At 35.6% G+C, this 14,116-nt stretch carries 18 protein-coding genes; all 18 read right to left on the bottom strand.

The features are described from left to right. Positions 1-27: 27 nt before the first annotated feature. The 18 genes from resB to ABDZ63_RS06190 all read right to left on the bottom strand — a co-directional run bounded on the left by resB (position 28) and on the right by ABDZ63_RS06190 (position 14,115). Entirely contained in the window at positions 28-1,659 is a 1,632-nt protein-coding gene (gene resB, locus ABDZ63_RS06275) for a cytochrome c biogenesis protein ResB (protein WP_343782478.1), read from the bottom strand. A gap of 29 nt (positions 1,660-1,688) precedes the next feature. Then, positions 1,689-2,225: a thiol-disulfide oxidoreductase ResA gene (resA, locus tag ABDZ63_RS06270; RefSeq protein WP_343782477.1), complete on the bottom strand. Its 537-nt coding sequence runs from the start codon at positions 2,223-2,225 to the stop codon at positions 1,689-1,691. A gap of 65 nt (positions 2,226-2,290) precedes the next feature. Then, a complete protein-coding gene (locus ABDZ63_RS06265) occupies positions 2,291-3,034 on the bottom strand; it encodes a pseudouridine synthase (RefSeq protein WP_343782476.1) in 744 nt (247 codons plus the stop codon). Between the two features lie 103 nt (positions 3,035-3,137). Next, complete coding sequence (locus ABDZ63_RS06260) at positions 3,138-3,665, bottom strand: spore maturation protein (protein WP_425541948.1); 528 nt, start codon at positions 3,663-3,665, stop codon at positions 3,138-3,140. After that, positions 3,665-4,255 carry a nucleoside recognition domain-containing protein gene (locus ABDZ63_RS06255; RefSeq protein ID WP_343782475.1) on the bottom strand — a complete coding sequence of 197 codons (591 nt, stop codon included), beginning with the start codon at positions 4,253-4,255 and terminating at the stop codon, positions 3,665-3,667. Before ABDZ63_RS06255 ends, ABDZ63_RS06260 begins: the two co-directional genes overlap by 1 nt. Then, positions 4,256-5,149 carry a D-alanyl-D-alanine carboxypeptidase family protein gene (locus ABDZ63_RS06250; RefSeq protein WP_343782474.1) on the bottom strand — a complete coding sequence of 298 codons (894 nt, stop codon included), beginning with the start codon at positions 5,147-5,149 and terminating at the stop codon, positions 4,256-4,258. Positions 5,150-5,308: 159 nt separating this feature from the next. Further along, positions 5,309-5,770, bottom strand: coding sequence for a DUF3907 family protein (locus ABDZ63_RS06245; RefSeq protein ID WP_343782472.1), 462 nt, complete (start codon positions 5,768-5,770; stop codon positions 5,309-5,311). A 43-nt stretch (positions 5,771-5,813) separates the two neighbouring features. Then, positions 5,814-6,392, bottom strand: a complete 579-nt coding sequence (gene scpB, locus ABDZ63_RS06240; protein WP_343782471.1) for an SMC-Scp complex subunit ScpB — start codon at positions 6,390-6,392, stop codon at positions 5,814-5,816. Beyond that, positions 6,383-7,132: a segregation/condensation protein A gene (locus ABDZ63_RS06235; RefSeq protein WP_343782470.1), complete on the bottom strand. Its 750-nt coding sequence runs from the start codon at positions 7,130-7,132 to the stop codon at positions 6,383-6,385. Before ABDZ63_RS06235 ends, scpB begins: the two co-directional genes overlap by 10 nt. A 151-nt stretch (positions 7,133-7,283) precedes the next feature. Continuing rightward, positions 7,284-7,625, bottom strand: coding sequence for a GNAT family N-acetyltransferase (locus ABDZ63_RS06230; protein ID WP_343782469.1), 342 nt, complete (start codon positions 7,623-7,625; stop codon positions 7,284-7,286). Positions 7,626-7,773: 148 nt separating this feature from the next. Continuing rightward, the gene (locus ABDZ63_RS06225; RefSeq protein ID WP_343782467.1) at positions 7,774-8,205 is read right to left on the bottom strand and encodes a peptidylprolyl isomerase; all 432 of its coding nucleotides are present in this window, start codon (positions 8,203-8,205) and stop codon (positions 7,774-7,776) included. Between the two features lie 27 nt (positions 8,206-8,232). Further along, complete coding sequence (lysA, locus tag ABDZ63_RS06220; RefSeq protein ID WP_343782465.1) at positions 8,233-9,510, bottom strand: diaminopimelate decarboxylase; 1,278 nt, start codon at positions 9,508-9,510, stop codon at positions 8,233-8,235. Between the two features lie 263 nt (positions 9,511-9,773). Further along, positions 9,774-11,234: a spore germination protein gene (locus ABDZ63_RS06215; RefSeq protein ID WP_343782464.1), complete on the bottom strand. Its 1,461-nt coding sequence runs from the start codon at positions 11,232-11,234 to the stop codon at positions 9,774-9,776. Between the two features lie 16 nt (positions 11,235-11,250). Next, the gene (spoVAE, locus tag ABDZ63_RS06210; protein ID WP_343782462.1) at positions 11,251-11,601 is read right to left on the bottom strand and encodes a stage V sporulation protein AE; all 351 of its coding nucleotides are present in this window, start codon (positions 11,599-11,601) and stop codon (positions 11,251-11,253) included. Between the two features lie 2 nt (positions 11,602-11,603). Beyond that, positions 11,604-12,614 carry a stage V sporulation protein AD gene (gene spoVAD / locus ABDZ63_RS06205; RefSeq protein ID WP_425541947.1) on the bottom strand — a complete coding sequence of 337 codons (1,011 nt, stop codon included), beginning with the start codon at positions 12,612-12,614 and terminating at the stop codon, positions 11,604-11,606. An 18-nt stretch (positions 12,615-12,632) separates the two neighbouring features. Further along, a complete protein-coding gene (gene spoVAC / locus ABDZ63_RS06200) occupies positions 12,633-13,085 on the bottom strand; it encodes a stage V sporulation protein AC (RefSeq protein WP_343782458.1) in 453 nt (150 codons plus the stop codon). A gap of 9 nt (positions 13,086-13,094) precedes the next feature. Continuing rightward, positions 13,095-13,511, bottom strand: a complete 417-nt coding sequence (locus tag ABDZ63_RS06195) for a stage V sporulation protein AB (RefSeq protein WP_343782456.1) — start codon at positions 13,509-13,511, stop codon at positions 13,095-13,097. Then, a complete protein-coding gene (locus tag ABDZ63_RS06190; protein ID WP_343782455.1) occupies positions 13,504-14,115 on the bottom strand; it encodes a stage V sporulation protein AA in 612 nt (203 codons plus the stop codon). The genes ABDZ63_RS06195 and ABDZ63_RS06190 overlap by 8 nt, the downstream gene beginning before the upstream one ends. Position 14,116 lies beyond the last annotated feature (1 nt).

Below are 14,116 nucleotides of genomic sequence, written 5' to 3'. Positions count from 1 at the left end.
CGAATCCCTCCTCGGACTCTTCTTTACTTACTTTAATTCTTGTTGGTCTTCAAATTCTTTAATATTTGTACCATCAGTAACTTTCTCTAATTCTTGCTTCATCCCGTACCAGTTTTTATTCGTATGAACGCCAATATGATATTTTCCGTCTTTAGGATGAATCCACACTCGTCTGTGATACCAATACATACCTTGTACGACACCAATCATAAAGATCCCTGCTCCAAGCCCGAATAACGGAAGTGTATTATCCTTTTTAACAGTTAAACCAGAAGCAGATCGTCTATCTAAATCAGTTACACTCATTTCTATTTGGTTCGCATCTGATAATGGAATAATATCCTCTTGTAGATAAAAGAATCTTTCATTTTCTTCAGTTTCTGGATTTTCAATTGAGAGAATTAACCCAGGATTTCTCGGAAACTTTGAAAATGAAGATGGACCCGTTTCAGTAAACTCTAGTTCAGGGAACCAATTATCAACATTAATGGTTAATCCACTCTCTTCTAATTGAAATTCAGGAGGAGCTTCATCAGTATAGAAAGTGAATTCACCTAATGATTCCTCATCTAACTGCACATCAAAAGACATTGAATCATATTCTGATTCTAACTGAGTACCAGCCTGATAAAGTGAATAACCATCAAATGTAACCGGTTGATTTAAGCGAATTTCTCCTCTTGTGACTTCCTCTAATTCAGGTTCTTGACCTGGAAGTGTTTCTTCTGTTGTTCGATAAATGACTGTGTTTGTTTGAAAGTTTTTCGGTACTGGGTCTTCAACATCTTCTAAAGCCCGACTAAATTGTTCTTGTGTTTCAGGGTCATACTCTTCATAAACAAACTCAGTGTTTTCCACGTAGTACTCTTGATTCGTACTTGGAATGACTCTGGTTTCTCCTTCACGTACCCAAACATAATCATCAACGTGCATCACTTCAAACATTCTAAAAATAGCCGCCATTAAAATAATAATTAGTCCAATATGATTAACATAAGCGCCCCATCTAGAAAAACGGTTTTTCTCTGCCATAATGTGACCATCATCTTCATAGACTTTATAACGCTTGTCTTTTAAATTCTTCTTTAATGACTCAATTTCATTGTCACTTAAATCATTATCCTTACTTACTAAACGCTGTCTTTTAACAAAGACTTCGTGGCGTTTTGTTTTTTGATTGTTTAACGCTCTTCTTAAAGGCACATAACGATCAATACTTGCAACAATGATTGATACACCAATTAAAGCGACTAATGTTATGTACCACCATGAGCTATACATATTATGAAAACCTAACTGATAGAAAATCTGTCCCGTTAAGCCATACTCTTCAACATAAAATTGTGATGATGGTAATGGTGAATTTTTAAACTGTTCTTGAGGGTAAATAGTCCCTAATGCAGACATAAATAACGTAATGGCAATTAACCATACCCCCACTTTTACTGAAGAGAAATATGCCCAAGTTTTATCAACAAATGTTCTTTTATAAGTTTGTGAACGTCTGGCACTTCCTTCATAGCGCATTTCAAGCACCTGTTTTTCATCATTACCATCAATGTGCTGGTTTCCTTCAATCGGTTTACCACATGCTTCACAAAGCACAGTGCCTTCTTTGTTTAAGTGGCCACACTCACAACGTATCCCTTTTTCACTCATTATAACCCCTCGCGATTCTGTTTACTTCTTTATTGAGGTAATATTTCATGGAAATACTCTTCCAAGCTCTCTAATGTTACAGGACCCCTGACAATTCGCTCAATAGTTCCATCTGGATTTATGAAATAAGATGTTGGAAGTGGTACGATCTCATATGCTTCCATTACAGTTTCATTTCGGTCATGTGTACTTGGAAAAGATAAATCAAGACTATTATAAAAACTATTTATAACCGATTCATTTTTATCGACACTTACAGCAACAATTTCTATACCTTCATCGTGATACTCTTCATATAATTGGTCCATGTAGGGCATCTCTTCTTTACACGGCTCACAATATGTTGCCCAAAAATTAATCATTACACCTTGACCGCGCAAATCATGAAGTTGTATCGATTCACCTTCTTGATCAAGACGTTCTAATTCAAAATTAGGCGCCTCCATGCCTTCTTGTAAAGAAGGACGGTCAGAACCTGCGTTTACAATTAAAACAAATACTAAAGTACCTGCTAAAATAGCAAGAACTATACTACGAAATATCAGACGCTTCTTTTTTTTGTCCAAAAGGATCCCTCCTCACAGGCTATTATATCATTGAGGATTTTTATCTAGAGTTACATGTTTGAACATTATTTAACATTTTTCTGTGTTAAATCCACCAATCGCTTCACTTCATGCGGTGTGAGCTCTCGGTACTCTCCTGGCTGTAACTTACCTAAAGTCAGGGTACCAAACTGTTCACGTTTTAGTTTTTCTACTTTATATCCTAACGCCTCAAACATTCGACGAACTTGACGGTTCTTGCCTTGGTGTAAAACAAGTTCGACTTTCGTTTTCCCCTTCTTCTGATCTACTTCTAATAATCTGGCTTTAACTGCTTTTAGCCTCTCACCATCATGTGTAACACCTTTTTTCAATTGTAAAACTTCTTCTTTAGTTAAAGTTCCATTTACTTTAGTAATGTAAACTTTATCAACTCCATATTTAGGGTGAATCAGCTTATTCGTTAAATTCCCATCATTCGTTAATAGTAATAACCCCGTCGTATCATAATCTAATCGTCCGACCGGATACACTCTTTGTTTTATTTCTTTAGAAAGTAAATCAGTTACTACTTTCCTTCCTTTATCATCTTCTACTGTAGATATAACTTGTCTTGGTTTATTAATAATAAAATAAACGGGTTGTTCTTTTTCTATGACAATATCATCAACAGCTATATCATCACTTTGAGATACTTTTGTCCCTAACTCAGTGACCACTTTACCATTCACCTTCACTCGAGCTGATTCAATTAATCCTTCTGCCTTTCTTCTTGATGTGACTCCACTATTTGCTATAACTTTTTGTAATCTTTCTTTTTGTCCACTCATGGCTTCCACCTTCTTAGTCTTATTCTTGGTTATGTAGTCTTTATATATTATGGCATAAGAAAAGCGTTAACTTCACGGTTAACGCTTTAATACTTACCTAACATTATGAACCAAATATAAGGTAACATACAAATAATGAAGCTATTATACCAACGAAATCAGCTAAAAGTCCAACTTTTAATGCATTTCCCATCTTCTTTATGCCAACTGCACCAAAATATACTGTTAACACATACAACGTAGTATCTGTACTACCCTGCATTGTTGAGGCTAACTGACCAACAAACGAATCTGGACCTTCTGTTTTAATTAAATCTGTTGCGATACTTAATGAAGCAGTCCCTGATATAGGTCTAGTGACTGCAAGTGGTACAATTTCTGATGGAATATTAAATATGGATAATACAGGATCAATTAAATTAACAAACGCATCTAATGCACCAGATGCTCTGAAAATACTAATCGATACAATCATTCCTAATAAAAAAGGAAGCAAGGAAACAGCCATTTTCACGCCTTCCTTACCTCCTTCAACAAACGTTTCATACGTTGGGACTTTTTTGAATGTCCCATACAGCAATACCGTAAGTATTATAAGTGGAATAATCCAATTACTGATATGGACAAGCATTATATGAGTCTCCTTTGCCTTTGATAGTGAAAATAACGATCTATTAATATCGCACCAATGGTCGAGATAAAAGTGGCTATAATTGTTGAGCTTACAATTTCAGTAGGAGCCATGGAGTCATACTGCATTCGAATTGCAATTATCGTTGTTGGAACGAGTGTCACACTTGATGTATTCAAAGCTAAAAATGTAATCATTGAACGCGAAGCTTCGATACTATCGTTATTAAGCTTTTTCATCTCATGCATCGCCTTGATCCCAAGGGGTGTTGCAGCATTACCTAAACCAAACAAGTTTGCTGAGAAATTAGATAATATATATCCCATTGCAGGATGGTTTGCTGGAATTTCTGGGAATAGCCTTGTGAAAATTGGTCTAAATACATAAGCCAACTTGTCCAACAAACCTGCTTTCTCTGCAATCCTCATTAAACCTAACCAAAAAACTAAAACACTAACTAAACTGATCGTTAATGCTACAGCATCTTGGGCACTACTGAAAATGACTTCATTAACTTCCTCTATTGTGCCATTAAAGAAAGCATAAATAATCCCAATTGCTGCCAGTGCTACCCAGATGATATTAACCATTTATATTGCTCCTTGTAAATAACGGAACGATGTTATAAAACGCTCCCAAATGGAAGGGTTAGTTGGTTCCTCATCAAAAAATATTGGAATTTCAGGGCGATCTTCTAAATGTGAAAAAGCATGATTATATAAAAGGCGATGATCATTCCAATCATCAGATGCGTCAATTGTTACCACCACAATTTCATTACCATCCTGTTCTGCTGTCGTTACTAAAGTACGACCAGCAACACTTGTGTATCCAGTCTTACCACCTGTACAAACTTGATCATATGTCATTAATAGTTTATTTTTATTCATCCAATGATAACCGACATTTTCAGATAAATATCGTTTTGTACCAAAGATCTCACGGAAGTCTTCACTTGTATTCATCGCATAACTAGTTAATAACGCCATATCATAAGCACTTGAATAATGCCCATCTTCATCTAGGCCATGAGGATTTTGAAATTGACTGTTTTGCATCCCGATCCATTCCGCTTTTTCATTCATTAAAAACGCAAACCCTTTTTCACTACCAGCAACGTGCTCAGCAATGGCATACGCTGCATCATTACCTGATCTCAACATTAATCCATATAACAAGTCTTCAAATGAATAGGTTTCTCCTGCTTGAGTATATAATGAAGAACCAATCATTCGAGAGGCCTCATTTGATACCTCAGTCTTAGTATCTAAATCTTCATGTTCTAATGCAACAATCGCGGTCATGATCTTAGTAATACTAGCAATCGGTAGTTCATCATACATATTTTTTGAATACAAGATTTCTTGTGTTTCCAAATCCATTGCAATAGCGCTTTTAGCTGATACACCAGGCTCAGCTTCCGTTGTTACAGGCTTCCACCACAATAAAGATAAAATAAGAGCAAATGTTATAAGTTTTCTCATCTGACATCTCCTATTCTGTATCCAGTCTTGTCCTTTTCTCATAAAACATTATATGGCTAGTACTTCACTTGTATGATTAAAGCTTTGAGAAAAATAGTTCATAAACAAAAAAACTAAGAGCATTTCGCTCTTAGTTAAGTCGTAAAAAATAAAGCTATTTTAAACTGCCTCTAAATAATCTAGTTGTTCTCTTAAATCCTGAAAGACTGGTTCAACTATTTCAGTTAAATCAACAATATGTGAACCTGGTTCATATTGAAAGTCAATTGACATCTTATTACGATACGATGCACGGCTATCTTCATGCCATATATCATCCTTAGGGGAAAAGAACCCATTAACACATTTCAGATAGACCCCTTGCAACACTTTTTCTAACACTTCTTCTTGTATATCTTCTGTTGCAATCAGTCTTTCTAATGCATGCTTTCCTTCCATACAATAAACCTCTAAATACCGAAAATGTTTAACGACTGACTGTATATATTCCCGATCTAAATCATCTTCTTCTGTTAAAATATATGAGACACTTTTATCATTTAGAAAGTGGCTTAAATCATGCTCGATTAATTTTAACTGATTATAAACTTTTTCAGCTTGTAAATATAAGTTTGTGCTCATCGGCCACAAAGTTACCTCCTTGACGAACAATCATCAAATAATATTAAGTCAGTGACTCTTCCATTCCATCGAAGAATAAATCTGCTTCTTGTACCGCTTCTTGAATGTTCTCATCCGGTAGTGGTGGAAGTTCATCTAATGAAGTTAAACCGAAGAATGTTAAGAATTCCTTCGTTGTTTGAAACAAAATCGGTCGGCCACTTGTTTCTTTCCTGCCACATTCTTCGATTATAAAACGTGAAACCAACGTCTGAATTGGTCCATCACTTTTCACTCCTCGAATATCTTCAATTTCAACTCGTGTAATCGGCTGCCTATAAGCAATTATGGCTAAGGTTTCCAGAGCGGCTTGCGAAAGCTTGGAGCTAGCATTTGTTTCTTGCATTTTTTCAAAATATAAGGCGTGTTCTGATTTTGTTGTTAAATAATAAACACCCTTTTGTTCTAAGATAGATAAACCTCTTTGTCCATGTTCATAATCGTATTTTAGTTCTTCAATCAATACATTTGCTGTTTCTTCGTTAACTGATAGAACTTTTTTTAACTGAGGCATTGCGATTCCTTCATCACCTGAAGCGAACAACAAACCTTCTAACACACCTTTTAATTGTGCTAATTCCATATTGAATCCTCCGTAAGAGCAACTGTTATATCATCGAAGTTCTGTTGTTGATAACAAACCACCCTATAAGATTTCATTAATTCAAGCAAGGCTAGAAATGTTGTGACGACTTCAAACCTTTCTTCATAGCTAAATAAAGAGTAGAATGAAGATTTACCTTGAAATCGTTGCAACGTTTCAATTACACCGTCCATTCTTTCTTCAATTGAAATTTCTTGACGTTGAATCGTTGTTTCCATAGGCTCTAATAATTTTTTTCTTCTAAGTACTTTTTGAAATGCTTCGGTTAAATCAGTAACTGATAAAACGTCGCTTCTTTTAACCACATCCTCAGATTGATACGGAGTTAAATCTTTAGGTGGTCGGGTATAAACTTGATTCGATTCAAGTTCTTTTTCTTTTAACACTTTCGAAGCTTCTTTATACTTTTTATATTCAACTAACCGCTGAATTAATTCCTCTTGTGGGTCTTCTTCATACTCATCGTCAAAATCAAGCTCCTGCTTCGGTAGTAACAAATTACTCTTAATTTCTAGTAATGTAGCGGCCATGACAAGATATTCGCTCGCGATGTCTAAATGTAAATCTTGCATGGTATGAATATATTCCATGTACTGTACAGCAATTTCCTTTAAAGGTACATCATAAATATCAATTTCATATTGATTAATTAAATGTAGTAATAAATCTAATGGTCCTTCAAAAGCGTCAATTTTAACTTTATATATAGATTCGGTCATGAACTCACTCATTTCAAAACGCTTTGTTTCTCCATAATCATGTTACCAAATATTCAAGCAAAAAGGAATATAGATTAGCCTTATTTAAGCGGAATCAACAAATAAAGTGGCTTCAACTGTGGTAATACGCCCTAGTTGAAACCACTTTATATTAGTCACATTGGTCAAAGAAATCCTTTGTCTTATCATCGCCACAAATATGATATTGCTCTTCAAATTGATCTTTTAACGCCTTAACCATATCGTTACCTATACCTTGGTTACGATGTGATGGTGTTACACTAATATGTTGAACAACCATTGTCTCATCTTCAAAACGAATCCCTAATGCTCCTAGGACATCTTCATCTTTCCATAGAAATAGCTGCCATTTGTCATTCGTTTCATATTCTTTGATTGTCGTTTGCAATTTTTTTACCTCTTTTTCATCAGGCATAAAAGAAAGTAGGCCCATTGCAATCTTCTCAAAACTTTTTTTATATTTAATAAGCATAAAAACCCCTCTTTAAAACTATCTTTACTTACATATTTTTGCCAATTATCCTTATATAATACAATATATACTTTACTCGTTTTCGTTCATTTGTCAATAACACTAAATTAAAAAGAGGGAAACGAGTAATCAATGCCCATAAAACCTATTATTCGGAGATGACAACTTTTTGCATGGCATCACCTGGTTGAACACGATCAACTACTTCAAAACCTTCTGTTACCTTACCAAAAACCGTGTGACGAGAGTCAAGGTGTGGTTGTGCATCATGACAGATGAAGAACTGGCTTCCCCCTGTATCCTTTCCTGCATGCGCCATAGATAAAGAACCACGTTCATGCTTCTTAGGATTACCTTCTGTTTCACATTTAATCGTATAACCTGGCCCACCTGTTCCATTTCCTTTTGGACATCCACCTTGAATGACAAAACCAGGAATAACACGGTGGAATGTTAAACCGTCATAAAAGTGATCATTCGCTAATTTCACAAAATTTTCTACTGTGTTGGGTGCATCTTCTTCAAATAAATCAATTTTAATTTGTTCTCCATTTTCAAAATGAATCGTTGCTTTTTTCATTATAAAATCCCTACTTTCTTATCTATTTTACTCATATGAAAGGTCAAAACGTGTCAAATCTTGAATTTCTTCACGTTTTATTACTAAATTATCTTCACCATTCTCAACAAAAACAACAGCTGCTTTAGGAAAGCGGTTATAATTACTAGCCATTGAATATCCATAAGCACCTGTGGAGAAGACTGCTAAATAGTCTCCACTTTCTATTTTAGGCACTTCTAAATCCCAAATCAACATATCTCCAGTTTCACAACACTTTCCAGCAATTGCAACTGTTTCTTCGTTACGTTTTTCTAACTTATTAAGGACTACAGCGTCATATTCTGCTTGGTAAAGAGCTGGCCTAATATTATCAGTCATTCCACCATCTACTGAAACATACTTACGGACTCCAGGTATATCCTTTATTGCGCCGATTTCATAAACTGTAACACCAGCATCACCTACAATAGAACGACCTGGCTCGATCCATATTTCTGGAACTGATAAGTTATGTTCAATTGCGCATTGCTTCACTGACTTTACTAGAGCAGTTACATAATTTGATAATGGAAGTGGTTGGTCATCTTCAGTATATTTAATACCAAATCCGCCACCTAGATTAATGACTTCCGCATCGAAATCATACTGTTCTTTCCACCGGCTTAGCGCATTATATAAGGATTTCACAGTCATCTCAAAACCAGTTGTTTCAAAAATTTGTGAACCTATATGACTATGAACACCTAATAAGTGAATGTTTTCTTGATTTAAAATAGTATTAACAGCTTGTTCTGCCTGATTACTTAAAAGGTCAAAACCAAACTTGGAATCTTCTTGTCCTGTCAATATATACTCATGTGTATGAGCTTCGATACCAGGAGTTATTCTAATCAGAGCATTTACTTTTTTATTTTTTTCTTTCAAAATCGCACTCAACAAATCAATTTCGTGAAAGTTATCGATAACGATACAACCTACTTCATGTTCAATAGCCATTTCTAATTCTGAAATACTTTTATTATTTCCATGTAAGTGTATTTTTTCTGCTGGAAAACCTGCTTGTATAGCCGTATATAATTCACCTTCTGATACGACATCTAAGCTTAATTCTTCTTGTTTAGCTACTTGTAACATCGCAATAGAAGAAAAAGCTTTACTCGCATAAGCTACTTGAAAATCAATACCTTGCTTTTTAAAGGTATGAACAAATGCTCTTGCGTTATCTCGAATCTTTTCTACATCATATACATAAAGTGGTGTTCCATATTTTTCAGTTAAACTAATTAGGCTTTTACCACCAATTTCTAGTGTGTCTTTAACCATCTTGAAACTCACCCATCCATTTCTGTTACCACATTTGTCGCTTTACAATACAGTAAACTTACCATATGGAGAGACAACGTTCAATTATTTTTAGTTTGAAATTGTATATCATCATTCAATACGATAACTTTTGTAACGGCTAACATTCCTTATTTTAAGTAAAGAATACTTCTAATTAGAATACTTTATCAATACATAGTGGCACTTATGTAGATCAGAAAAAGGCTATGAACATAAAGTTAAGTCCATAGCCTAATGATTATTTATCTTCTTTTATCATCTTGCGGATGAACTATACTAGGACGACGCTTTTCTATAGGAACAGATATTCTAAATAATATGCTATACATAGCCTTAGCGTTAAATGGGATTAATGGCCATAAATAAGGTGTGTTCAATGAATACGTCCTCACTAAAATTAAAATATATAGTGTGAAACCTAAGACGAGCCCTAATACACCAAATGAAGCGGTTAAGATTACTAATAACATTCTTGCAATTTTATTCGCAACTGATAACTCATAACTAGGTGTTGCATAACTTCCAACTGCAGCAATTGCAACATATAATATGATTTCAGGTGTAAATAATCCAACCTCGATCGCTATCTCACCAATTAACACTGCTGCTATTAACCCAAGTGCCGTTGATACAGCAGTTGGAGTGTGAATGGCGGCAATCCTTAAGAACTCTAAGCCAATATCAGCCATTAATGCTTGTACCACTATAGGTACATTCCCTTCATCTGAAGGTCCGATATAAGCCAAATTTTCAGGTAAGCGGTCAGGCTCTAATACGAATAATAGCCATAATGGTAATAAAAATAGAGAAGCAAAAATACCTAAAAACCTAATCCATCTGACAAACGTACCAACAAATGGAACTTGTCTAAACTCTTCGGCATGTTGGACATGATGAAACATTGTTGTTGGCGTAATCATAACACTAGGTGAAGTATCAACCATCACGAGTACGTGGCCTTCAAATAAATGGGCTGATGCGACATCTGGTCTTTCTGTATACCTCACTAGCGGGAACGGGGTTTTGGCTTGATCTAATACAAATTCTTCTAAGGTTTTATCTGACATCGCTAAACCATCTACTACTATATCATCAATTTGATTCCTTACCGTATCGATTAATCCAGGGTCTGCGATATCATCAATATACATGATTGAGACATCAGTTTTAGAACGCCTACCTACTTGCATGATTTCTAAACGTAAATTCTCATCTCTAACCCGACGCCTTGTTAAACCAGCATTTTCAATAATATTTTCGGTAAATCCGTCTCTTGAACCTCTGACTACTCGCTCTGTATCGGGTTCTTCCGGTCCCCGACCAGGATAATTACGTACATCGACGCAATACGCTTTTTCTAAACCATCAACAACAACAACCAATAGACCAGACATGATTTCAGTAGCTGCATCATCAACTTTACGGTACTCTTCGAATTGATGGTTAGCTAAGCGGTTTTTAACAATTTCAGGAACTTTATTCTCGTTCTCTTCAAAGTCATTAATTTCAATTATTTTCTTGAGAATTTCTGTGACGTAGTCTGTATTAGCTAGACCATTAACATAATAAAAGTCAACTTCACGTCCAAGAACAATAATCGTTCTATAACCTATATCAAAGGATACATCGAGGCCTAGTTTTTCCTCGAATATTTTTCTATTGTCTGTGATCGAACGTTGAATCTTCTGTTCTTCTTGTTCCATGAAAGAATCGCACCCTTTATCCTTTAGGTTTAAAAATGATTGCTACTAAAAATCCAAACAAAATGGCTGAGGCGATACCAGCAGATGTTAACTGAAAGATCCCTACAGCTATGCCTAAAAAGCCATGTTCTTCAGCTTGTACCATTGCTCCATGTAACAAGGAATGACCGAAGCTTGTAATCGGAACTGTAGCCCCAGCCCCTGCAAATTCGATCAACTTGTCATATAACCCAAATCCATCTAAAACAGCTCCAGCCACTACAAATGACGACATAACATGTGCTGGTGTTAATTTAAAAATATCTAACAATAATTGACCTATCACACAAATGCTTCCACCTACTACGAAAGCCCAAAAAAAGTCCATGATCATGATTCACTCACCCGCTTTAATACAACACCATGAGCAATACATGGAATTGTTTCTTTTTGTTGTACGATGGTAGGGCTAAGTAATGCACCCGTTGCAACAACCAACACTTTATTTAGTTCACCAGATCGTAGTTTTTGAACGATTTGACCATAAGTTACAACAGCAGAAACTGCACAACCACTTCCACCGGCAAAGGTATTTTGATTCGAATGATAAACCATTAAGCCGCAATCGCGATGTACATTTTCTATGTCATACCCAGCTTGATACGCTAACTTCTTAACAATTGGTGTACCGACACTTGATAAGTCACCTGTTAAAATTAAATCGTAGTCTTCTGGGCTGCTATTAAAATCAGTAAAATGTTGAACAATCGTATCTGCAGCGGCAGGCGCCATTGCAGAACCCAAATCTAAAGGATCGTCAGCACCAAAATCGATAACCTTACCAATCGTCGCACCTTCAACTTGAATTGAACTTCTCTCTTGTGATATTAAGGCTGAACCTGCCCCTGTAACAGTTGAAGTTGATGTATTAGGTTTTTGTCCGCCATATTCAGTCGGGTACCTAAATTGTCTTTCAGCGCTTGAATAATGACTACTTGTACTCGCCATAACATAATCACAATTCCCACTATCAACTAAAGATGACCCAATTGCTAAAGTTTGCATAGAAGTAGAGCATGCACCAAACACACCTAAAAACGGGTTACCATAATTTCTTGCTGTGTAGTTCGATGAAACAGTTTGATTTAACAAATCACCACTAATGATTAAATCAATAGCATCTTCTCTAATCTTAGATTTTTCTATACATATTTTGATTGATTGATCGAGCAAGTTTTGTTCAGCTTGCTCCCATGTCTTCCCTTCGCAATACAAATCATCATAAGAATAATCAAACGTTTGACCTAATGGGCCTGCTCTCTCTTTGGGGCCAGATACAGTGGCCGTGCCTTTTATATATACACCATTGTTAAATAACCATGATTGTTTTCCTTGTTTCATAATACTCACCTTAACTTTCTAGAATAATGTTTGGATGGTATATCGGATCATGCCAACAACATAGGCGGCTACTGTACCAAAAACGATTACTGAACCTGCAAGCTTAAACATGTTTGATGAAACCCCTAGCACAATACCTTCTGTACGGTGTTCTAATGCAGCACTAGTAATCGAGTTAGCAAATCCTGTAACAGGAACAGCTGAACCTGCTCCGGCAAATTGACCGATTTTATCATAAACACCAAATCCAGTTAAAATAGCCGCTATAAAGATTAACGTCGTAATCGTTGGATTACCTGCTTCTTTCGTCGAGAAGCCAAACATCTCCATGTAAAACACCGTCAAACCTTGGCCAATTAAACAAATAAACCCACCGACCAGGAAAGCTTTTAAGCAATTGATAAAATATTTTGGTTTCGGTTGATAAGATTTAATTGATTGTTTGTAGTTATCCTTTGTGATCAAATCCATAACCCCTTTCTAATTAACAAAAATGATCCACTGAAACAGTGATCCTAGTATTTTTCCAAATACAATAGCTAATACAAGTAGTGCGATATAATCATCAACATGCATTCGTTTCGCCAATATTGGGAAAACATTAAGCACTTCAGTAAGTGCTGCAGCTAACATACCGACAAAAATGCCATGCAATAATCCCCAGTAAACCTCAAGGAAAATTGGTGCTTCAAATATTTGATTAGAGAATGTGATGTAAATTCCAAATAATACACCGAGTATGACTGCCCATTCATAAAACCGAATTAACTTGTTTGAATTAGATATTTGAACTAAACGCGGAATAATCCCCAAAACTGTTAAAAACGCAACAAAACCAGAACCCACAGCTAACCCCGCAGCTAATCCGACCACTACTTCAACGAAATAACTAATCATTATCTTTGTTCAACTCATTTTCGTTAAATGTGACATACTCATATAAATTTTGTTCATAATTAAACATCTCAACCTCAAGTGGACTAGGCTCTTCATTAAATTTTTTCTTGAAAAAATGATTAAAAAATAAAATCATCCCTAAACCAAGCCCAATTGAATATGGGATTTGTAACCAGAGAACACTTCTGTCAATATCACCAGTCATCATAGCGTGAAGCTTATCTTGTACTTCTGGCATACTCACATCAAAATGAAAGTTCATGATTGCCATTGCAGCCCCTATAAAAAGCAAGGTCCAAATAAAAAAGACATAGAGCGGGTACATCTTTGCTCGAGGTTTTTCCATAATTAATATGGTTTGTGATGGACCAACTGATTCAATATCATAATCTGGATATAGATTTTGGACTTTTTTTATGACGTTATATAAGTCAACTACTTTATACGTGTGGTCTTCTTCTGTAACCTCATAAACAAATAAATTTAACAGCTTATTTTGTAGTTCACCCGAACAACTGATCCAAGCTATATCCCCTAGTCGGATTTGGTCATTCACATTTACCTTTCTTTTATATTTCAGGCGTAAATAAATGACTTTTGACATC

The sequence above is a fragment of the Alkalibacillus silvisoli genome (assembly GCF_039521975.1).
GTDB lineage: Bacteria > Bacillota > Bacilli > Bacillales > Alkalibacillaceae > Alkalibacillus > Alkalibacillus silvisoli.
The sequence above is the reverse complement of the archived record's forward strand: the minus strand, read 5'-3'. Positions and strand labels throughout refer to the sequence as shown.